The organism is Gordonia jinghuaiqii, assembly GCF_014041935.1.
GTDB lineage: Bacteria > Actinomycetota > Actinomycetes > Mycobacteriales > Mycobacteriaceae > Gordonia > Gordonia jinghuaiqii.
The window spans coordinates 2,565,716-2,585,916 of the sequence record NZ_CP059491.1 but is presented as its reverse complement, the minus strand read 5'-3'; the positions used below and the strand labels follow the sequence as shown (position 1 = coordinate 2,585,916).

Annotated in this window: 17 protein-coding genes; 10 read left to right on the top strand and 7 right to left on the bottom strand. The window is 68.1% G+C overall.

Annotated elements, in window-relative coordinates; translation table 11 throughout:
- Position 1: 1 nt before the first annotated feature.
- From H1R19_RS11520 to H1R19_RS11500, 5 genes are all read right to left on the bottom strand, one after another.
- Positions 2-1,306, bottom strand: a complete 1,305-nt coding sequence (locus H1R19_RS11520) for a cysteine desulfurase (protein WP_219851473.1) — start codon at positions 1,304-1,306, stop codon at positions 2-4.
- Positions 1,307-1,364: 58 nt separating this feature from the next.
- The gene (gene sufC, locus H1R19_RS11515; protein ID WP_188329256.1) at positions 1,365-2,138 is read right to left on the bottom strand and encodes a Fe-S cluster assembly ATPase SufC; all 774 of its coding nucleotides are present in this window, start codon (positions 2,136-2,138) and stop codon (positions 1,365-1,367) included.
- 70 nt (positions 2,139-2,208) lie between these two features.
- Positions 2,209-3,402: a Fe-S cluster assembly protein SufD gene (sufD, locus tag H1R19_RS11510; RefSeq protein ID WP_219851472.1), complete on the bottom strand. Its 1,194-nt coding sequence runs from the start codon at positions 3,400-3,402 to the stop codon at positions 2,209-2,211.
- Positions 3,402-4,859 (bottom strand): Fe-S cluster assembly protein SufB, encoded by a 1,458-nt coding sequence (gene sufB / locus H1R19_RS11505; protein ID WP_188329254.1) that lies wholly within the window; start codon positions 4,857-4,859, stop codon positions 3,402-3,404. The genes sufD and sufB overlap by 1 nt, the downstream gene beginning before the upstream one ends.
- The gene (locus tag H1R19_RS11500) at positions 4,856-5,722 is read right to left on the bottom strand and encodes a helix-turn-helix transcriptional regulator (protein WP_188329341.1); all 867 of its coding nucleotides are present in this window, start codon (positions 5,720-5,722) and stop codon (positions 4,856-4,858) included. The genes sufB and H1R19_RS11500 overlap by 4 nt, the downstream gene beginning before the upstream one ends.
- A 175-nt stretch (positions 5,723-5,897) precedes the next feature.
- On the opposite strand from H1R19_RS11500, the gene mptB reads away from it, so the two are divergent.
- The 4 genes from mptB (at position 5,898) to H1R19_RS11480 (ending at position 10,752) form a co-directional block, all read left to right on the top strand.
- On the top strand, positions 5,898-7,739 hold the full coding sequence (gene mptB / locus H1R19_RS11495) for a polyprenol phosphomannose-dependent alpha 1,6 mannosyltransferase MptB (RefSeq protein ID WP_219851605.1): 1,842 nt from the start codon (positions 5,898-5,900) through the stop codon (positions 7,737-7,739).
- 108 nt (positions 7,740-7,847) lie between these two features.
- Positions 7,848-8,834, top strand: a complete 987-nt coding sequence (locus H1R19_RS11490; protein WP_372631331.1) for an ABC transporter ATP-binding protein — start codon at positions 7,848-7,850, stop codon at positions 8,832-8,834.
- On the top strand, positions 8,831-9,667 hold the full coding sequence (locus tag H1R19_RS11485) for an ABC transporter permease (RefSeq protein ID WP_372631209.1): 837 nt from the start codon (positions 8,831-8,833) through the stop codon (positions 9,665-9,667). The genes H1R19_RS11490 and H1R19_RS11485 overlap by 4 nt, the downstream gene beginning before the upstream one ends.
- Complete coding sequence (locus H1R19_RS11480; protein WP_219851470.1) at positions 9,664-10,752, top strand: COX15/CtaA family protein; 1,089 nt, start codon at positions 9,664-9,666, stop codon at positions 10,750-10,752. The genes H1R19_RS11485 and H1R19_RS11480 overlap by 4 nt, the downstream gene beginning before the upstream one ends.
- A 63-nt stretch (positions 10,753-10,815) precedes the next feature.
- Here H1R19_RS11480 and H1R19_RS11475 read toward each other — a convergent pair whose 3' ends face one another.
- Positions 10,816-11,226, bottom strand: a complete 411-nt coding sequence (locus H1R19_RS11475) for a hypothetical protein (protein ID WP_188329251.1) — start codon at positions 11,224-11,226, stop codon at positions 10,816-10,818.
- A 75-nt stretch (positions 11,227-11,301) separates the two neighbouring features.
- On the opposite strand from H1R19_RS11475, the gene H1R19_RS11470 reads away from it, so the two are divergent.
- Entirely contained in the window at positions 11,302-12,273 is a 972-nt protein-coding gene (locus H1R19_RS11470; protein WP_219851469.1) for a quinone oxidoreductase family protein, read from the top strand.
- A 22-nt stretch (positions 12,274-12,295) separates the two neighbouring features.
- Here the strand turns inward: H1R19_RS11470 and H1R19_RS11465 are convergent, their stop codons facing one another.
- A complete protein-coding gene (locus H1R19_RS11465; protein ID WP_188329249.1) occupies positions 12,296-13,291 on the bottom strand; it encodes a heme o synthase in 996 nt (331 codons plus the stop codon).
- Between the two features lie 358 nt (positions 13,292-13,649).
- Here H1R19_RS11465 and tkt point away from each other — a divergent pair, with 358 nt between their 5' ends.
- The 5 genes from tkt to pgl all read left to right on the top strand — a co-directional run bounded on the left by tkt (position 13,650) and on the right by pgl (position 20,200).
- The gene (gene tkt, locus H1R19_RS11460) at positions 13,650-15,728 is read left to right on the top strand and encodes a transketolase (RefSeq protein ID WP_219851468.1); all 2,079 of its coding nucleotides are present in this window, start codon (positions 13,650-13,652) and stop codon (positions 15,726-15,728) included.
- Between the two features lie 75 nt (positions 15,729-15,803).
- The gene (gene tal / locus H1R19_RS11455; RefSeq protein WP_188329247.1) at positions 15,804-16,925 is read left to right on the top strand and encodes a transaldolase; all 1,122 of its coding nucleotides are present in this window, start codon (positions 15,804-15,806) and stop codon (positions 16,923-16,925) included.
- A 5-nt stretch (positions 16,926-16,930) separates the two neighbouring features.
- Positions 16,931-18,484, top strand: a complete 1,554-nt coding sequence (zwf, locus tag H1R19_RS11450; RefSeq protein ID WP_188329246.1) for a glucose-6-phosphate dehydrogenase — start codon at positions 16,931-16,933, stop codon at positions 18,482-18,484.
- Positions 18,485-18,533: 49 nt separating this feature from the next.
- The gene (locus H1R19_RS11445) at positions 18,534-19,466 is read left to right on the top strand and encodes a glucose-6-phosphate dehydrogenase assembly protein OpcA (RefSeq protein WP_219851467.1); all 933 of its coding nucleotides are present in this window, start codon (positions 18,534-18,536) and stop codon (positions 19,464-19,466) included.
- On the top strand, positions 19,463-20,200 hold the full coding sequence (gene pgl / locus H1R19_RS11440) for a 6-phosphogluconolactonase (RefSeq protein ID WP_188329244.1): 738 nt from the start codon (positions 19,463-19,465) through the stop codon (positions 20,198-20,200). The genes H1R19_RS11445 and pgl overlap by 4 nt, the downstream gene beginning before the upstream one ends.
- Position 20,201: the final 1 nt, after the last annotated feature.

The following is a 20,201-nucleotide window of genomic DNA, read 5'->3' as shown; positions in this document are numbered from 1 at the left end:
GTCAGACCGTCCCGAAGAAGTTCTGCGCCTTGACGATCGCGGCAGCGAGCGCGTCCACCTCGGCCAAGGTGTTGTATGCGGCGAACGATGCCCGTGCCGTCGCCGCGACCCCGAAGCGACGGTGCAGCGGCCACGCGCAATGGTGGCCGACGCGGATCGCGACCCCCTCGTCGTCGAGGATCTGGCCCAGATCGTGGGCATGGATCCCGTCGACGAGGAAGGACACCGCTCCGCCGCGGTTCTCGACGGTCGACGGACCGATGATCCGCAGACCGTCGATGGCACCGAGCTGTTCGAGGGCGCACGCGACGAGCGCATGCTCGTGTGCGGCAACCGTTTCCATCCCGATGTCGTTCAGGTACCGCACGGCGGCACCGAGTCCGACGACCTGCGAGGTCATCGGTACGCCTGCCTCGAAGCGCTGCGGTGGCGGCGCGTACGTCGACACCTCCATCGTCACGGTCTCGATCATGGAACCGCCGGTGATGAACGGCGGTAGCGCGTCGAGCAGTTCGGACTTGCCGTACAGCGCGCCGACACCGCTCGGGCCGAACATCTTGTGTCCGGAGAAGGCGGCGAAATCGACGTCGAGCGCGGTGAGGTCGACCGGCATGTGCGGCACCGACTGGCAGGCGTCGAGCACCACCAGTGCGCCGACGGCACGCGCCCGTGACACCAGCTCGGCGACGTCGGCCACAGCCCCGGTCACGTTCGACTGATGGGTGAACGCGATGACCTTCACGGACTCGTCGAGAGTCAGCGAATCGAGATCGATACGGCCGTCGTCGGTCACGCCGTACCAGCGCAACGACGCCCCCGTGCGCCGGCAGAGTTCCTGCCACGGCACGAGATTGGCGTGATGCTCGAGCTCGGTGATGACGACGGTGTCGCCCGGCCCGAGCGCCTTGCCGCCCAGCACCGACGCCGAACGCTCGTCACCCAGCGTGTAGGTGACGAGGTTCAGTGCCTCGGTGGCGTTCTTGGTGAACACGAGCTGCTCGGCGGTGGCCCCGACGAACTGCGCGATGACCTCCCGGGCGTCCTCGTAGGCGTCGGTCGCCTCCTCGGCGAGCTGATGCGCGCCGCGGTGGACCGCCGCGTTGTGATGCGTGAGGAAGTAACGCTCGGCGTCGAGCACCTGCACAGGGCGCTGCGAGGTGGCACCGGAATCCAGGTAGACCAGGGGCTTGTCGTCGCGCACCGTGCGCGACAGGATCGGGAAATCAGCCCGAAGCGCATCGACGTCGAGCGCGTCCGCGCCCGCCCTGATTGCGCCGGCCGCGGATTCTTGGGTCGAGAGTGTCACCTACGCACACCTCCTCCGGTATGGACTCAGACAGGCTGTGGGACAGACAGACTGAAACTCAGACAGCCTTGGCAGCCGAGGTGAAGCGCTCGTAACCGTTCTCCTCGAGCACGTCGGCGAGCTCGGAGCCGCCCGACTCGACGATGCGGCCGTTGACGAACACGTGCACGAAGTCGGGCTTGATGTAGCGGAGGATTCGCGTGTAGTGCGTGATCAGCAGAACCCCGCCGTTGTCGCGCTCCTTGTAGCGATTGACGCCTTCGCTCACCACGCGCAGGGCGTCGACGTCGAGGCCGGAGTCGGTCTCGTCGAGGATCGCGATGCGCGGTTTGAGCAGGTCGAGTTGGAGGATCTCGTGGCGCTTCTTCTCGCCGCCGGAGAAGCCCTCGTTGACGCTTCGCTCGGAGAACGACGGATCGATCTCGAGGGCGACCATGGCTTCCTTGGTCTCCTTGACCCAATGGCGCAACTTGGGTGCCTCACCGCGAACTGCGGTCGCGGCGGTGCGCAGGAAGTTCGACATCGAGACACCGGGCACCTCGACGGGGTACTGCATGGCGAGGAACAGGCCGGCACGAGCACGCTCGTCGACGCTCATCTCCAGGACGTTCTCGCCGTCGAGGGTGATCGAACCCGAGGTCACCTCGTACTTGGGGTGTCCGGCGATGGCATAGGACAGCGTCGACTTGCCCGAGCCGTTGGGGCCCATGATCGCGTGCGTCTCACCCGACTTCACGGTCAGGTCGACACCCTTGAGGATGTGGATGGGCTCGGCGTCGGTGTCGGTCTGCGCGACGTCGACATGCAGGTCACGGATTTCCAGTGTGGTCATATCGGTTCTTTCTCAGGCTGTGGGGTGTGTTCGTGGTCAGGCGCGACGGGTGCTCGGGCCCGGCCGAGGGTCAGGCACCGGCGATCTCGAGCTCGCGCTCGACCGCGGCGGAGAGACGCTCACGGAGTTCCGGGACGCCGATCTTGGCGATCACCTCGCCGAAGAATCCGCGGATGACCAGGCGTCGGGCCTGATCCTCGGGGATGCCGCGGGCCTGCAGGTAGAACAACTGCTCGTCGTCGAAGCGGCCCGTGGCGCTCGCGTGCCCGGCACCGATGATCTCGCCGGTCTCGATCTCGAGGTTCGGTACCGAGTCGGCACGCGCGTTGTCGGTGAGCAGCAGGTTGCGGTTGAGTTCGAACGTGTCGGTGCCCTCGGCCTCGGCCCGGATCAGCACGTCGCCGATCCAGACGGTGTGGGCCTCACGGGAGCGGTCACCCGATGCATCGCCTTGCAGCGCACCCTTGTACACCACGTTCGAGCGGCAGTTGGGCTGGCTGTGGTCGACGAGCAGGCGCTGTTCGAGGTGCTGGCCGGCGTCGGCGAAGTACAGGCCCCACAGTTCGACGTCGCCACCGGGCGCGTCGTAGTGGACGATCGGCGACAGCCGGACCAGGTTGCCGCCGAAGCTGATCGCGAAGTGGCGGACCATCGCATCACGGCCGGTGCGCACGTGATGTGTCGCGACGTGGACCGCGTCGTCGTCCCAGTCGTGGACGTTGACGACGGTCAACGCGGCGCTGTCGCCGACGACGAACTCGACGTTCTCGGCGAAGGTCCCGCCGCCTCTCTGGTCGAGCACGATGACCGCCCGGGCAAACGCCTCGAGCCGGACCTGCGTGTGACCGAAGGCGGTCTCGCCCTCGCCGGGGCCGGTGACGGTGATCGTGACCGGGTCGGCGAGCTCGACTTCGCGGCCGACGGTCAGAATCGTCGCCTGGGTGAACGACGAATACGCCTGGGCGGCGACACGGTCGAACGGGACACCGCCCTGACCGAGACGCTCGTCCTCACGCCCGACGGTCTCGACGGTCACACCGTCGGCGCTCCCGACGGTGGTGACCTCGACAGTCGCCTCAGCGGTCCGCTGGGCAGAACCGTCGTGGAGGCCGCGCAGGCGTCGGAACGGGGTGAAGCGCCAGGCCTCTTCGCGAGGACTGGGGACTTCGAAGGCGTTGACGTCGAACGAGGTGAACAGCTCACCCTTGTTGACGACAGGCGATTGCGAGCCCGGTGTGGTGGCCGGGAGTGTCGGATCGGCCATCAGCCGACGGCTCCTTCCATCTGAAGCTCGATGAGGCGGTTGAGTTCGAGTGCGTATTCCATCGGGAGTTCCTTGGCGATCGGCTCGACGAAGCCGCGGACCACCATGGCCATCGCCTCGTCCTCGGTCAGACCACGGCTCATCAGGTAGAAGAGCTGTTCGTCGCTGACCTTGGAGACGGTCGCCTCGTGCCCCATCGTCACGTCGTCCTCACGGATGTCGACGTAGGGGTAGGTGTCGCTGCGCGAGATCGTGTCGACGAGCAGCGCGTCGCATTTCACCGTCGACCGACTGCCGTGCGCACCGTGATTGATCTTGATGAGTCCGCGGTACGACGCACGGCCGCCACCGCGGGCCACCGACTTCGACACGATGTTGCTCGAGGTGTTCGGCGCGAGGTGAACCATCTTCGAGCCGGTGTCCTGGTGCTGGCCGGGGCCGGCGAAGGCGACCGAGAGGACCTCGCCCTTGGCGTGCTCACCGGTCAGCCAGACCGCCGGGTACTTCATGGTGACCTTCGAGCCGATGTTGCCGTCGACCCACTCCATGGTGGCGCCGGCCTCGGCCTTGGCGCGCTTGGTCACCAGGTTGTAGACGTTGTTCGACCAGTTCTGGATCGTCGTGTAGCGGCAGCGGCCGCCCTTCTTCACGATGATCTCCACGACCGCGGAGTGCAGCGAGTCGGTCTTGTAGATCGGCGCGGTACAGCCCTCGACGTAATGCACGTAGGCACCCTCGTCGACGATGATCAGCGTGCGCTCGAACTGGCCCATGTTCTCGGTGTTGATCCGGAAATAGGCCTGCAGCGGGATGTCGACATGGACTCCCGGCGGGACGTAGATGAACGAGCCGCCCGACCACACCGCGGTGTTGAGTGCGGAGAACTTGTTGTCACCGGCGGGGATGACCGAACCGAAGTACTCCTGGAAGATCTCCGGGTGCTCCTTGAGCGCGGTGTCGGTGTCGAGGAAGATCACACCCTGCTGCTCGAGGTCCTCGCGGATCGAGTGGTAGACGACCTCGGACTCGTACTGAGCCGCGACACCGGAGACCAGGCGCTGCTTCTCCGCCTCGGGGATGCCGAGCTTGTCGTAGGTGTTCTTGATGTCCTCGGGCAGGTCGTCCCACGTGGCGGCCTGCTTCTCGCTGGATCGCACGAAGTACTTGATGTTGTCGAAGTCGATGCCCTCGAGCCCGGCGCCCCAGCCCGGCATCGGCTTCTTGTCGAAGATCTTCAGTGCCTTCAGGCGCGCCTCGAGCATCCACTCGGGCTCACTCTTCTTCGACGAGATGTCGGCGACGACCGCCGGGGACAGCCCGCGCTTGGCGCTCGCGCCGGCGACGTCGGAGTCGGCCCAGCCGTAGCCGTACGTACCGAGGGCGTTGATCGTCTCCTCTTGCGTGAGGGGCGTCGGCGCGGACGCGGTTGTCGGGGCGGCCGGATCGGTGACAGTCATCGCGTGGCCTTTCGGGTTGTCGGGGTGGTCGGATTCGGGAGTGGGACGGTCCGGTCGGATACGGGCTGGGTATCGCTGACCGGCACCTCCCGGGGTTCGTCGGGCCTGCCGGGGAGGTTCCCGCCCGGCGGCGGGTGGATCGGCACGTGGGTGGTGCATGCACAGTCGCCGTTGGCGATGGTCGCCAGACGCTGGACGTGTGTACCGAGGAGCTCGGTGAAGACCGCGGTCTCCGCCTCACACAGCTCGGGGAACTCGGTGGCGACGTGTGCCACCGGGCAGTGGTGCTGGCAGATCTGCAGGCCGGTGCCGACCTGACGTGTGTTGGTCGCATACCCGGCGGTGGTCAGCGCGTCGGCGATCTCGTCGACGGTGTCGGCGACGGTCATCAGGTCGGTGCTGGGACGGACGTCGGCGACGATGCGCTCCACCCGCTCGCGGGCGAAGTCGGCGACCGCGTCGTGCCCGCCGAGATCGCGGAGCTTGCGCATGGCCGCGCCTGCGAGGTCGTCGTAGGCGTGCCGCATCTTGCCGCGTCCCGACGCCGTCAGCTGGAACCACTTGGCGGGTCGACCGCGCCCGCGCTGACCGAAGCCGGGCGAGGCGACCTCGATGTCACCGGCGCTGGTGAGCGCGTCCAGGTGACGACGCACACCAGCCGCAGAGATACCGAGGCGCTCGCCGATCTCGCCCGCGGTGAGCGGGCCGTCGTCGACGAGGAGGTTCACCACGGCATCACGTGTCTGGCCGTCGTGGTGTACATCGACACCAGAGGCAGTCACCTGGGGATTCATCGGGGCGGCCGTACCAGCGGTGGGCACGGCGCTGCCGCTGTCCGAAGACAGCACAACATCGTTCCGCATGGTTTTCACAACAAGAGTGTGACGTAATTGATTCCTGGCTGCCAGCAAGGGTGCCCTTAGCGGCCGTCCCCGGGGTCGCCGCACCACGGTCATCGACCGGATAAAGGGTGGTGACGAGGTATCGGTCGCCGGCCACTACAGTCGTCGTGTGCCCGAATCCACAGCTGGCCGCCGTGTGCCGGACTTCTTCGGACTGGTGTGGAATCACCTGCTCGCCGTACTGAAGTATCTCGGACTGCGAAAACAGCGGCCCGCCGAGACCGACGCGGCAGGCCGTGACATCACCGAACAACGCGGCGACTACGGCAAGACCGTCGCCCGGCTCCATGACGAGGAACCCGAGGTCGGTCCACTCAACGCGGAGGAGACCCGTCGCCTCCGCCGTATCAAGCTCTTCGGGGCGACCGGTTCGGTGCTCATCCTCATCGGTGCGCTGGGCACCGGCGCGGTACCGGTGTTGCAGAACCCGGTCGCCGGGATGCGCGTGCTGTCGCTGCCCTCCCGCATGTTCGGCACGGCGCTGGCCCTGTCCATCGGCGGCGCGATCACCCTGGTCGTCGCCTGGCTGCTGATCGGGCGCTTCGCGGTCGGCAGGCTCAGCGTCGAGGTGCGGCACGGCCGTAGTCCCGAACGCCGGATGAGTCGCCGTCAGGCCGACCGCACGCTGATGCTGTGGATCGCACCGATCATCGTGGCCCCGCCGCTGCTCAGCAAGGACATCTACTCCTACCTGGCCCAGAGCGCGATCGCCTTCCGCGGCATGGACCCGTACTCGGTCAGTCCGGTGCGCGGCCTCGGCGTCGACCACATCCTGACGAGGTCGGTCCCCAACCTGTGGCGCGACACCCCGGCGCCGTACGGCCCGCTGTTCCTGTGGATCGGCGAGGGCATCACCAACATCACCGGCGCGAACATCACCGCCGCGATCTTCCTGCACCGCATCGTCGCCCTGGTCGGCGTCGCACTCATCGTGTGGGCGTTGCCCCATCTCGCCCGGCGCTGCGGGGTGTCCTCGGTGGCGGCACTGTGGCTGGGTGCGATGAACCCGCTGGTCATCCTGCATCTCGTGGGAGGCATCCACAACGAGGCGCTGATGCTCGGGCTGATGCTCGTCGGCCTCGAGCTCAGCTTCCGGGCGATTTACGGCGTCGAGCGGTTACGCAGACCCGGCACGCTGATACCCACCCGGGCCGGCTGGATACTCGTCGCCGGCGGTGCGGTGCTCGCGGCGTCGGCGATGATCAAGGTGACCTCGATGCTCGCCCTCGGCTTCGTGGGGATCGCCCTCGCGATGCGCTGGGGCGCCACCCTCCCGGCCCTGAGGCACGCCCCCATACGCGAGTGGTGGGCGCGGTCGAGATGGTCGGTGTATGCCCTCGGCGTCTCCGCCGGGTTCTACGTCGTGGTTCTCGGCGTGGTGATGGTCGCGATCTCGGTCGCGACCGGACTCGGATTCGGATGGACGGGCACGCTCTCCACCGGCGAGATCGTGCGCTCGTGGATGTCGATGCCCACGCTGCTGTCGGTGACCACCGGCCGCATCGGCGTCGGTCTCGGGCTCGGCGAACACACACAGGCGATCCTGGAGGTCGCCCGACCGATAGCGCAGCTCGTGGCCGGGCTCTTCATCGTCCGATGGATGCTCGCGACGCTGGGTGGACGACTGCATCCGCTGGGCGCCCTCGGTGTGTCAATGGCCACAGTCGTGCTCTTCTTCCCGTTCGTCCAAGCCTGGTATCTGCTGTGGGCGGTCATCCCGCTCGCGGCCTGGGCAACCGGTGCGTGGTTCCGGATCTCGACAATCGCGGCGTCGGCGATCATCGCCATCGTCGTGATGCCGACGAGTTCCAACACCAGCGGAGTTGTGCTGGCACAGGGGCTTCTGGCGGGCGTCATCATGGTCGCGCTGCTGACCGCCCTCTTCTTCGAGGACCGTTCCCCGGGCCGCCGGCGACGCCGCAGGTCCGCGCCTGCCGCCGCCGAACCCGCCGACTCATCGACCTCGGCACCCTCATGACGGCCGCGTCGGTGGGCCCGCTCACCGTTTTTCGTCCACGGCGACCGAGCGCCTAGTCTGACCCATGTGCCCAGCACGACCTCCCGGCAGATCAATGACGACGATCGGATGAACGATCGTCGCCCGAACGACTCCGCACGAGCCTGCGCGAACCCGCCCGCGGAGTCCCACGTCACCGGCCCGGCCCTCGAGGTGCGCGGCCTGGTCAAGACCTTCGGTGACCGCACCGCCGTCGACCGGCTCGACCTGACGCTGCGGCGAGGCGAGATCCTGGCGCTGCTCGGACCCAACGGGGCAGGCAAGACGACCACGGTCGAGATCTGTGAGGGTTTCACCGCCCCCGACGCCGGGACCGTGCGCGTCCTCGGCCTCGACCCGATCGCCGACAACGACGCGCTCCGGCGCCGCATCGGCGTGATGCTGCAGGGCGGCGGCGCTTATCCCGGCGCGCGCGCCGAAGAGATGCTCCGCCTGGTCGCGGCGTACTCCGAGGACCCGATCGACCCGGAGTTCCTCCTCGACGCACTGGGTCTCACCGAGGTGCGTCGCACCTCCTACCGCCGCCTGTCCGGCGGTCAGCAGCAGCGACTCGCACTGGCCTGCGCCGTCGTCGGACGTCCCGAGCTGGTGTTCCTCGACGAACCGACCGCCGGGCTCGACGCCCACGCCCGCCTCGTCGTGTGGGAGCTCGTCGACCGCCTTCGCGCCGACGGCGTGTCGGTCCTGCTGACCACCCACCTGATGGACGAGGCCGAAGAGCTCGCCGACCGGGTGGTGATCATCGATCACGGCCGCGCGGTCGCCGACGGCTCCCCCGCCGATCTCACGAGCACGGGCGCGGAGAACGAACTGCGGTTCACCGCCCCGCGCGGACTCGACGTGTCCCTGCTCCTGCTCGCGCTGCCCGAGGGGTATCACTGCGCCGAGGCGACGCCCGGCACCTACCTCGTCATCGGCCCCATGACCCCGCAGGTCCTCGCGACGGTGACGGCGTGGTGCGCGAAGATCAACGTGCTGGCCACCGACCTGCGCGTGGAGACCCGCAGCCTCGAAGACGTGTTCCTCGATCTGACCGGACGGGCCCTACGACCGTGACCTCTCCCGCTCCCACCGGACTCCCCCGCCCCGCACCGAACGGCGACGCGACCGGGGTCTTCCCCGCAGGCATGTTCGCTCCGGCACCGCGTGCGGCGTCGTTGCCGGCGATGATCGCCGCGCAGTCGACACTCGAACTCAAGCTCCTCCTGCGCAACGGCGAGCAACTGCTGCTCACCATGTTCATCCCGATCACCCTGCTCGTCGGACTCTGCCTGCTGCCGATCGACACCGCCTTCGGCGACGGCCCGGCCCAGCGCGCCGCACTGTTCGTCCCGGCCATCCTGACCGTGGCGGTCATGTCGACGGCCTTCACCGGCCAGGCGATCGCGGTCGGTTTCGACCGTCGCTACGGAGCGCTGAAAAGGCTTGGCGCCACACCGATCCCGCGGTGGGGCATCATCGTCGGCAAATCCGTCGCGGTGTTGATCGTGGTGGCGCTGCAGTCGGTGATCCTCGGTGGGATCGGCGCCGCGTTCGGCTGGCGCCCCAGTCCGGTCGGCCTGCTGATCGGTGCGCTGGTGCTGATCGTCGGCACCGCATGTTTCGCCGCCCTCGGGCTGCTGCTGGGCGGCACGCTCAAGGCCGAGGTGGTGCTGGCCCTGGCGAACCTGCTGTGGTTCGCGTTCATCGGACTCGGCAGCCTCGTGGTGGTCGACTCCAACATCCCCGACGCCGTGCACTGGATCGCACGGTGCATCCCGTCGGGTGCTCTCAGCGAGGCCCTCGAGATGGCCGCTGAAGGTTCGTTCGACGCCTTCGGGGTGGGCGTCCTGCTGGTGTGGGCCGCCGTGGCCGGCACCTTGGCCGTGAGGTGGTTCCGATTCCGATGACGTCCGATACTTCGAAGACGACCTCCGAGACCGCGCCCGCCCGGTCCGGCACCGCTCCCGCCGGTGCCGACGCGCGGCGAGCGCTGACCGGTCCCTGGCGTTTCATCCCCGGCTTCGGCCGACCCACCGCCCGGTTCGTCCACCGCTGGGCGATCGCGCTGCTGGTCTCCAACGTCGGAATCGTCGCCACCGGCGGTGCCGTTCGCGTCACCGGCTCCGGGCTCGGTTGTCCGACGTGGCCGCGCTGCACCGACGAGTCGTTCGTGCCGCACGGTGAACTCGGAATCCACGGGGCGATCGAGTTCGGCAACCGCATGCTCACCTGGGTGCTGATCCTCATCGCGATCGGCGCCTGGATCGCGGTTCTGCGGTTCGCGGGCTCGGCCCGCCGCGACAAGTGGCTGGTCACCCTCATCGCCCTCGGCATCCCGTTCCAGGGCGTGATCGGCGGCATCACCGTGCTGACCGACCTCAATCCGTGGATCGTCGCGCTGCACTTCCTGCTGTCGATGGCACTCGTGTCGGCGGCGACGGTGCTCGTCTATCGCATCCGCCCCTACGTGACTCCGTCGGAGCCCCCGCTACTCGACGCGGAGGCACCGGCGACCGCGATGCGCAGACTCGGCATCTACCTGGCGTGGCTGGTCTACCTGGTCACGTGGGTCACCATCTACCTGGGGACCGTCGTCACCGGTTCCGGACCGCACGCCGGGGACACCGAGGCACCTCGCAACGGATTGGCGCCCGACAACGCCACCCAGCTCCACGCCGACGCCGTCTTCGCGCTGGTCGGTCTGGCCATCGCGGCGCTGGTCTACGCGCGGGTGTTCGCCCGGCCGCAGCAGCGATCGGCACTGGTCTTCATGGTGTTGCTCGCCCTGCAGGGCGTCATCGGATTCGTGCAGTACGCCACGGATCTGCCCGTCGCACTGGTGATCCTGCACATGTTCGGCAGTGCGGTGTTGCTGATCGGGGCCACCTGGCAGGTGCTGGTGGCCAAGGACTCAGAACCCCGGGACTCAGAACCCCGGGACTCAGAGCCCAAGGACTCAGAACGGCTGCAGGCCGAGGTCGAGACAGCCTGATCCGAGAAGGCTCGACCCCCGGGATCCGTCGGATCCCGGGGGTCGACTCTTCTCCGGGTCAGCTCAGAGGATGGCGCGGTTGCGCGCCTTCGGGAAGCGCTTCTGGCGCGCCACCCAGCCCGCCATCTTGCGGTAGTGCGACGGCGACACGGTCGCCTCCGAGGTCAGATCCCGATCCCATTCGGCGAGCTCGAGTCCGTCGACCGCGTCGACGACGGCCTGCGCCGTCGCCAGATCGGGGACGACCCGATCACCGAGGATGCCGTTGGCGTCGCCCACGACCGTGATGCGTACGCCTGCGGCACCGATCGCCTGCAGGACGACCTTCGCACTGCCACCCTCGCGGGCGACGAACCTACGCACGGAAGCCACGACCTCGCCGGGCGCCTCGACACGGGGTGTGTTCCCGGCCTCGTCGGCGGTGTTCTCGGCAGTCGTGTCGTCGGCGGTGGTGTCAGTCATGGGGGTCAGCATACCGGTGTGTACTGCGCGTTCCGGCAGACGGGCACGCCGTCGTCGTGGGGTGCCGTCCGCGTGTAGAACGGTGAGATGCGAGCGATTCAGGTGACCCGACACGGCGGACCGGACGTCCTGGCGTTCGGCAACGTCGACGACCCCATCCCCGCAGCCGACGAGGTCATCGTGGCGACCACCGCGGTGGGCGTGAACTTCATCGACACCTACCTGCGTCGTGGCCTGTATCCCTCGACACCGCCCTACATCCCGGGCACCGAGGGCACGGGCGTCGTCGTCTCGCGCGGCCCGGACGTGACCACCCTGCAGGAGGGCCAGCGGGTCGCGTGGTGTGCCGCACCGGGGTCCTACGCCGAGAAGGTCGCGGTGCCTGCGGCAAAGGCGGTCCCGGTTCCCGACGGCGTCGACGACGAGGTGGCCGGGTCGTCGCTGCTGCGGGGCCTGACCGCGCACTACCTTCTCGACGGCAGCGCCCACCCGACGGCCGGGGACACGGTCCTCGTCCACGCCGGGGGCGGCGGCGTCGGACTGATCCTGACCCAACTCGCGAAGATGCGCGGCGTCACGGTCATCACGACGGTCTCGTCGGACGAGAAAGAAGCCCTGTCACGGGAGGCGGGCGCGGACCACGTTCTCCGCTACGGCGACGATCTCGCGGCCCGGGTGCGGGATCTCACCGGCGGTCATGGCGTGCCGGTCGTCTACGACGGCGTCGGCGCGGACACGTTCGAGCAGTCGCTCGCCGCCACCGCGGTGCGCGGGATCGTCGTGCTGTTCGGCGCGGCGAGCGGTCCGGTGCCGCCGTTCGATCTCCAGCGGCTCAACCCCGCGGGATCACTGTCGGTGACGCGACCGACGCTGGCCCACTTCACCGCCACAACCGAGGAACTCAGGTGGCGCGCAGGCGAGTACTTCGAGGCGATTCTGGACGGGTCCGTCGACGTGCGCGTCGGGCAGCGCTACCGGCTCGCCGATGCCGCCGCCGCTCACACCGACCTCGAGGCCCGCGCCACCACGGGCACGACCGTGTTGCTGCCGACCGACTGATCAGAGAAGTACGACGAGATGGTCAGAAGTACGACGAGATGGTCTGCAGCCCGACGACCGCGTCGATGGCGAGACCGCAGAAGACGATGGCCAGGTACTCGTTGGACTGGAGGAACACCTTGAGCGGCGCCACCTCGGCACCACGCTTGGTGTCGCGGTACAGCTTGTGCACGCGCTCGACGAACCAGGCGCCGGCGGCGACCGCGATGACCGTGTAGATCCAGCTCGTGGCCGGGATCAGCAGCAGCGAACTCACGACCGTCAGCCAGGTGTAGATGAGCATCTGACGGGTGACGCGTTCCTCGGTCGCGATGACCGGGAGCATCGGCACGCCCGCAGCCTTGTAGTCCTCCTTGTAGCGCATCGCCAGCGCCCAGGTGTGCGGCGGCGTCCAGAAGAAGATGACCGCGAACAGGACGATCGGCTGCCAGCTCAGCGAACCGGTGACGGCGGCCCAGCCCACCAGGGTGGGCATGCATCCGGCCGCGCCGCCCCACACCACGTTCTGCCAGGTGCGGCGCTTGAGGATCAGCGTGTACACGCCGACGTAGAACAGGATCGTGGCGGACACCAGCAGTGCGGAGAGCAGGTTGGCCGCGACATACAACACGGCGAACGACGCCACCCACAGCAGGAGGCCGAAGATCAGGGCGCTGCGTGTCGAGACCGCACGTCTGGCCAACGGACGACGCGCGGTCCGCTTCATCTTCTTGTCGATGTCGGCATCGGCGACCATGTTGAGGGTGTTGGCGCTGCCGGCACCGAGCCATCCACCGATCAGGGTGAACGCGATGACGGCGAGGTCGACGTGACCTCGGTCGGCCTGCAGCATCACCGGGATCGTCGCCACCAGGAGCAGCTCGATGACGCGCGGCTTGGTCAGTGCGATGTAGGCGAGCACTGACGCACGCACTCGTCCGGCCCACGAGAGATCGGCCGGCGCGACGGAATCCGTCGAATCCTGCGGATGCGATGCGGTGTCGGTCGAGTGAGATGCGGCGGAACTGTCCCCGCTCACACGCTCCCCTATCCTCACGAACACTCCTCGTCCGCCCGCACAGACGCCGCGGGCTACTACAGAGCATGGTAGACGTTTGCCTTTGCGAACCGTGAATCGAGGCGTGGCGGTGCTTAGAGCCCCCGTCGACCGGCACCCTGTGACCGGCACCGATGCGTGAACTCGCCGGTAACCTTCGGTCGGCGCACAGCACGGCGTCCATGCCGATTACTCTGGACTGGTACGCGCTGACACTCGTGGAGTTTCCCGGTACCCGTCGACGCGTCGGAAACCCCGCACACTCGACGGGCCGCCGGCGTCCACACTCTTCACGAAGTTCATCCATCGCACCGAACAGGCACAGGAGACCATCACCATCGTGGCCGACACAGACGAGATCCGCGCTTTGACCACCCCCCGCCATCCTGACGACTGGACCGACACCGACACCCGGGCGGTCGACACGGCCCGGATCCTCGCCGCCGACGCCGTGCAGAAGTGCGGTAGCGGACATCCCGGTACCGCGATGAGCCTCGCGCCTCTCGCCTACACGCTTTTCCAGCGGGTCATGCGCCACGACCCCACCGACACCGACTGGGCCGGTCGCGATCGTTTCGTGCTGTCGTGCGGACACTCGAGCCTGACGCTCTACATCCAGCTGTACCTCGGCGGGTTCGGCCTCGAGCTCTCCGACATCGAGGCGCTGCGCAGCTGGGACTCGCTGACCCCCGGCCACCCCGAGTTCCGCCACACCCGGGGCGTGGAGATCACCACCGGCCCGCTCGGCCAGGGTCTCGCGTCCTCGGTCGGCATGGCGATGGCCGCCCGCCGCGAGCGCGGGCTGTTCGACGCCGACGCCGCACCCGGCAAGAGCCCGTTCGATCACTACATCTACGTGATCGCCTCCGACGGTGACATCGAAGAGGGAGTCACCTCCGAGGCCAGTTCACTGGCCGGCACCCAGCAGCTGGGCAACCTGATCGTGTTCTACGACCAGAACCAGATCTCGATCGAGGACGACACCGACATCGCCCTGTCCGAGGATGTCGCCAAGCGCTACGAGGCGTACGGCTGGCATGTCCAGACCGTCGAGGGCGGCGAGGACATCGTCGCGATCGAGGCCGCGGTCTCCGCCGCTCAGCAGGTCATCGACAAGCCGTCCATCATCTGCCTGCGCACGATCATCGGCTACCCGGCACCGAACATGATGAACACCGGCATGGCCCACGGCGCCGCACTCGGCGAAGACGAGGTCGCCGCCACGAAGAAGGTCCTCGGGTTCGACCCGGAGAAGAACTTCGAGGTCACCGACGAGGTCATCGGCCACACCCGCAAACTCATCGACCGTGGCGCGCAGCTCCGCAAGGACTGGACCGCTTCTTTCGACGCGTGGGCCGAGAAGAACCCCGACGCCAAGGCGCTGTTCGACCGGCTCAACGCCCACGAGCTGCCCGAGGGGTGGACCGACGCGCTGCCGAGCTGGAACGTCGGCGACAAGGACGTCGCGACCCGCGCCGCGTCGGGCAAGGTGCTCTCCGCGCTCGCCCCGGTCCTGCCCGAGCTGTGGGGCGGTTCGGCCGACCTCGCCGGCTCCAACAACACCACGATGGACGGTGAGCCGTCGTTCGGTCCGGAGTCGATCAGCACCAAGAAGTGGTCGGCCAACCCGTACGGCCGCACGCTGCACTTCGGTGTCCGCGAACACGCGATGGGCTCGATCCTGTCGGGTATCGCCCTACACGGTCCCACCCGCGCCTACGGTGGCACGTTCCTGCAGTTCGCCGACTACATGCGTCCCGCGGTGCGACTCGCCGCGCTGATGGAGATCGACCCGATCTACGTCTGGACCCACGACTCGATCGGACTGGGCGAGGACGGACCCACGCACCAGCCGATCGAGCACCTCGCCGCGCTGCGCGCCATCCCGAACCTCGACGTCATCCGGCCCGCCGATGCCAACGAGACCGCGTTCGCCTGGCAGCACCTGCTGACCCGCCGCAACCATCCGGCCGGTCTCGCGCTCACCCGGCAGAACGTCCCGATCCTCGAGGGCACCTCGGCGCAGGGCGTCGCCAACGGCGGTTACATCCTCAACGATTCCGAGGGCGACCCGCAGGTCGTGCTGATCGGCACCGGCTCCGAGGTGTACCTCGCCGTCGATGCCCAGAAGGCGTTGGCGGACAAGGGCATCAAGGCCCGCGTCGTGTCCATGCCATGTGTCGAGTGGTTCGACGAGCAGCCGAAGGGCTACCGCGATCACGTGCTCCCGCCGTCGGTGCCGCGCGTGGCCGTCGAAGCCGGGATCGCCATGCCGTGGTACCGCATCGTCGGCGCCGGCGGCGAGATCGTCTCCATCGAGCACTTCGGTGCGTCGGCGGATTACAAGGTGCTCTACACGAAGTTCGGGATCACCGCCGAAGCCGTCACCGCCGCGGCCGAGCGCGTCGTCGCCGGCTGAACAAGCCGCCGACAACACGGCCTGACAAGCCGCAGACAACACGGCCTGACAAGCCATCACCAAGAGGAGAGAATCGTGACCCAGAACGAGAAGCTCGCCGAACTGTCCGCCGCCGGTGTCTCGGTGTGGCTGGACGACCTGTCCCGGGACCTGATCAGTTCGGGTGAGCTGGCAGATCTCATCGCCACCAAGTCGGTCGTCGGGGTGACCACCAACCCGTCGATCTTCCAGGCCGCGCTGTCCAAGGGCACCGCATACGACGGCCAGGTCACCGAGCTGGCGGCGCGCGGCGCCGACGTGGACACCACCATCCGGACAGTGACCACCGACGACGTCCGCAATGCCTGTGACGTCCTGGCGCCGACCTTCGAGGCGACCGGCGGCGTCGACGGCCGGGTGTCGATCGAGGTCGACCCCCGCGTGGCCCACGATGCCGACGCCACCCTGGCCCAGGCGGTCGAGCTGTGGAAGATCGTCGACCGGCCGAACGTGCTCATCAAGATCCCGGCCACCGAGGCGGGTCTGCCGGCGATCACGAAGGTGATCGCCGAGGGCATCAGCGTGAACGTGACGCTGATCTTCTCGGTGGAGCGCTACGAGAAGGTCATCGAGGCCTACCTCGACGGCCTTGACGCCGCCGCCGAAGCCGGACACGACCTGTCCCGCATCCACTCGGTCGCCTCGTTCTTCGTCTCACGCGTGGACACCGAGATCGACAAGCGGCTCGACGCCATCGGCACCCCCGAGGCCACCGAGCTCAAGGGCAAGGCCGCGCTGGCCAACGCACGTCTCGCCTACTCGGCGTACCAGCAGGTCTTCGAGGTGGAGTCGCGCTTCCCCGAGCTGCTCGCCAAGGGCGCGCGTCCCCAGCGCGCGCTGTGGGCCTCGACCGGCGTGAAGAACCCCGATTACCCGGACACGCTGTATGTCAGCGAGCTCGTCGCCCCGAACACGGTCAACACCATGCCGGGCAAGACGATGGACGCCTTCGCCGACCACGGCTGGGTCAACACCGAGTCGATCGTCGGACTGGCCGCGGAGTCCCAGGAGATCTTCGACAAGATCTCCGCCGTGGGCGTCGACACCGTCGACGTCTTCAAGGTGCTCGAGGACGAGGGTGTCAGCAAGTTCGAGGACGCGTGGAACGACCTGATCAACGCGACCGCCGAGCAGCTGTCCGCGGCGATCAAGGGCTGACACACGTGGCCGTAGGCGAGGATTCGACCGGTCCGGGTTCGTGGACCAATGCGCTTCGTGATCCCCAGGACAAACGGCTGCCCCGCATCGCCGGCCCGTGCAGCCTGGTCATCTTCGGGGTCACCGGGGACCTGGCACGCAAGAAGTTGATGCCTGCGGTCTACGACCTCGCCAACCGCGGCCTCCTGCCACCCTCCTTCGCGCTCGTCGGGTTCGCGCGCCGCGACTGGACCGACGAGGACTTCGCTGCGATCGTGCACGACGCCGTGCGCGAGCACGCTCGCACCGGATTCCGCGAGGAGGTGTGGGAGCGTCTCGCCGAGGGCTTCCGCTTCGTCCAGGGCAACTTCGACGACGACGCCGCGTTCGACACGCTGCGCGACACCCTGGGCGCGCTCGACGTCCAACGCGGCACGGACGGCAATCATGCGTTCTACCTGTCGATTCCGCCCAAGGCGTTCCCCACGGTGTGTGAGCAGCTCGAACGCAGCGGGCTCGCGGCACCGACCGGTGACAGCTGGCGCCGGGTCGTCATCGAGAAGCCTTTCGGCCACGATCTGGCCTCGGCCCGCGAGCTGAACTCGATCGTCAACAGCGTGTTCCCGGAGTCGTCGGTGTTCCGCATCGACCACTACCTTGGCAAGGAGACGGTCCAGAACATCCTGGCGCTGCGGTTCGCCAATCAGCTGTTCGATCCGCTGTGGAGTTCGCACTACGTCGACCACGTCCAGATCACCATGGCCGAGGACATCGGCCTCGGTGGACGGGCCGGTTACTACGACGGCATCGGTGCGGCCCGTGACGTCATCCAGAACCACCTCCTCCAGCTGATGGCGCTGGTGGCGATGGAGGAGCCGATCTCGTTCGAGCCCAAGCAGTTGCAGGCCGAGAAGATCAAGGTCCTGGCCGCGACCCGGAACGTGCTGCCGATCGAGGAGAACACCGCGCGCGGGCAGTACGGTCCGGGCTGGCAGGGAAGCGAGAAGGTTCCCGGCCTCAAGGACGAGGAGGGGTTCGCCAAGGACTCCAAGACCGAGACCTTCGCCGCGATCGCCCTCGAGGTCGACTCCCGCCGCTGGGCGGGTGTCCCGTTCTACCTGCGCACCGGCAAGCGTCTGGGCAGGCGCGTGACCGAGATCGCGCTCGTGTTCAAACGCGCCCCGCACCTGCCGTTCGACCAGACGATGACGGAGGAACTCAGCCAGAACGCCCTGGTCATCCGCGTGCAGCCGGATGAGGGCATCACGCTGCGTTTCGGCTCCAAGGTCCCCGGGTCGAGCATGGAGGTCCGCGACGTCAACATGGACTTCAGCTACGGCACCGCCTTCACCGAGGCGTCGCCGGAGGCCTACGAGCGGCTGATCCTCGACGTCCTGTTGGGGGTGCCCTCGCTGTTCCCGGTGAACGAGGAGGTCGAGTTGTCGTGGCGGATCCTCGATCCGGTCCTCGACCACTGGGCTGCCGAGGGTTCCCCGGACACCTACGAATCGGGTACGTGGGGTCCGCGCTCCGCCGAGGAGATGATGGCGCGCGCGGGCCGGACCTGGCGCCGACCGTGACCTCCCCCTTTCTCGATTCCACCGACCCGCCCGTCCAGGAGGCCCCGCGATGATCGTCGAACTTCCCGACTCCTCGACCGGACGCGTCGCCAAGAAGATCATCGAGGTCCGGGCAGCCGGTGGCGCACTCAGTCTCGGTCGTGTGCTCACGCTGGTGGTCTGCGTGGAGCAAGGCGAACCGATGGAGGGCGCGATCGAGGCCGCGATCGGCGCGAGCCGTGAGCATCCCAGTCGCGTCATCGTCGTCTACCGCGGTGTGCGCGAGGCTGATTCGCGCCTCGACGCACAGATCCGCGTCGGCGGCGACGCGGGCGCGTCGGAGGTGGTGGTGTTGTCATTGCAGGGCGAGATGGCCGACCGGCCCGCCAGCGTGGTCACCCCGTTCCTGCTCCCCGACACCCCGGTGGTCACCTGGTGGCCCGGCGAGGGACCCGAGCGTCCGGCCGACGACCCGCTCGGCAAGCTGGGGCACCGGCGAATCCTCGACGCCACCAAGGCCGCCGATCCCGGCACGGTGCTGGCGCGCCGGCTGACCTCCTACTCCCCCGGTGACACCGACATCGCGTGGACGCGGGTCACGCACTGGCGAGCGATCCTCGCCTCCGCGGTCGACCGTCCGCCGCACAGCCGCATCATCGAGGTGGAGGTGACCGGCGCACAGGACTCGCCGGCGGTGGATCTTCTCGCCGGGTGGCTGCGTTCGGCGCTCGGTGTGCCGACCCGGCGCCGGCGCGGGAGTTTCGAGATCCGGCTGCATCGGGAGGAAGGTCCCACGATCCTCGCGGTGGACGAGGAGAACAACGCGATCCTGTCCATGCCGGGCAAACCCGACGGCCGGATCGCCATGGGGCACCGGGATCTGCCGATGTGCATCGCCGAGGAACTCCGCCGCCTCGACACCGACGAGATCTACGCGCACGCCCTCCGAGGCGTCCCCGACGTCGAGTTCGCAGACGACAGTGAAGGAGCAGGCATCCGATGACCACCGAGACACTGGTCTTCGACTCCAAGCAGGAGCTCGTCGACACCGCCGCCGCCCGTTTCGTCGACCTCGTCACCCGCGCCCAGGCCGAACGCGGTGTCGCCAGCGTGGTGCTGACCGGGGGCAGCAACGGCATCGGGCTTCTGTCGGCACTCGCCGCCGACAGCGGCACCATCGACTGGTCGAAGGTCGACATCTATTGGGGCGATGACCGTTTCGTCCCCGCCGACGACCCCGAACGCAACTCCGGACAGGCACGGGAGGCGCTGCTCGACAAGGTGCCCGTCGACCCGTCCCGGGTGTTCCCGATGGCCCCGTCCGACGGGCCTCTCGGGGACGACATCGAGGCGGCCGCAGCCGATTACGCCGCCGTGCTCACCGGACGGTCCACCGACGGCATCGCCCCCGAGTTCGACCTCCACCTGCTCGGCATGGGCGGCGAGGGACACATCAACTCGCTGTTCCCCCACACCGACGCCACCGCCGAGACTGTCAAATCCGTTGTTGCCGTCGAGAACTCACCCAAGCCGCCGCCGCGCCGGATCACGCTGACCCTGCCGGTGATCAACCGCTCCCGCGAGGTGTGGTTCCTGGTGGCCGGAGCCGACAAGGCCGAGGCCGTCGCCGCCGCCCACGCCGGAGCCGACCCGGCCGACTGGCCGTGCGCCGGCGCCCACGGCACCGAGGAGACCATCTGGTTCCTCGACGAGGACGCCGCCGCACAGATCAGTTGAA

Bases quoted from the DNA above. Each gene is read 5' to 3' on its own strand.
- sufC (WP_188329256.1), bottom strand. From the start codon at position 2,138: ATGACCACACTGGAAATCCGTGACCTGCATGTCGACGTCGCGCAGACC.
- sufD (WP_219851472.1), bottom strand. From the start codon at position 3,402: ATGGCCGATCCGACACTCCCGGCCACCACACCGGGCTCGCAATCGCCT.
- sufB (WP_188329254.1), bottom strand. From the start codon at position 4,859: ATGACTGTCACCGATCCGGCCGCCCCGACAACCGCGTCCGCGCCGACG.
- H1R19_RS11500 (WP_188329341.1), bottom strand. From the start codon at position 5,722: ATGCGGAACGATGTTGTGCTGTCTTCGGACAGCGGCAGCGCCGTGCCC.
- H1R19_RS11490 (WP_372631331.1), top strand. From the start codon at position 7,848: ATGAACGATCGTCGCCCGAACGACTCCGCACGAGCCTGCGCGAACCCG.
- H1R19_RS11480 (WP_219851470.1), top strand. From the start codon at position 9,664: ATGACGTCCGATACTTCGAAGACGACCTCCGAGACCGCGCCCGCCCGG.
- H1R19_RS11475 (WP_188329251.1), bottom strand. From the start codon at position 11,226: ATGCTGACCCCCATGACTGACACCACCGCCGACGACACGACTGCCGAG.
- H1R19_RS11470 (WP_219851469.1), top strand. From the start codon at position 11,302: ATGCGAGCGATTCAGGTGACCCGACACGGCGGACCGGACGTCCTGGCG.
- H1R19_RS11445 (WP_219851467.1), top strand. From the start codon at position 18,534: ATGATCGTCGAACTTCCCGACTCCTCGACCGGACGCGTCGCCAAGAAG.
- pgl (WP_188329244.1), top strand. From the start codon at position 19,463: ATGACCACCGAGACACTGGTCTTCGACTCCAAGCAGGAGCTCGTCGAC.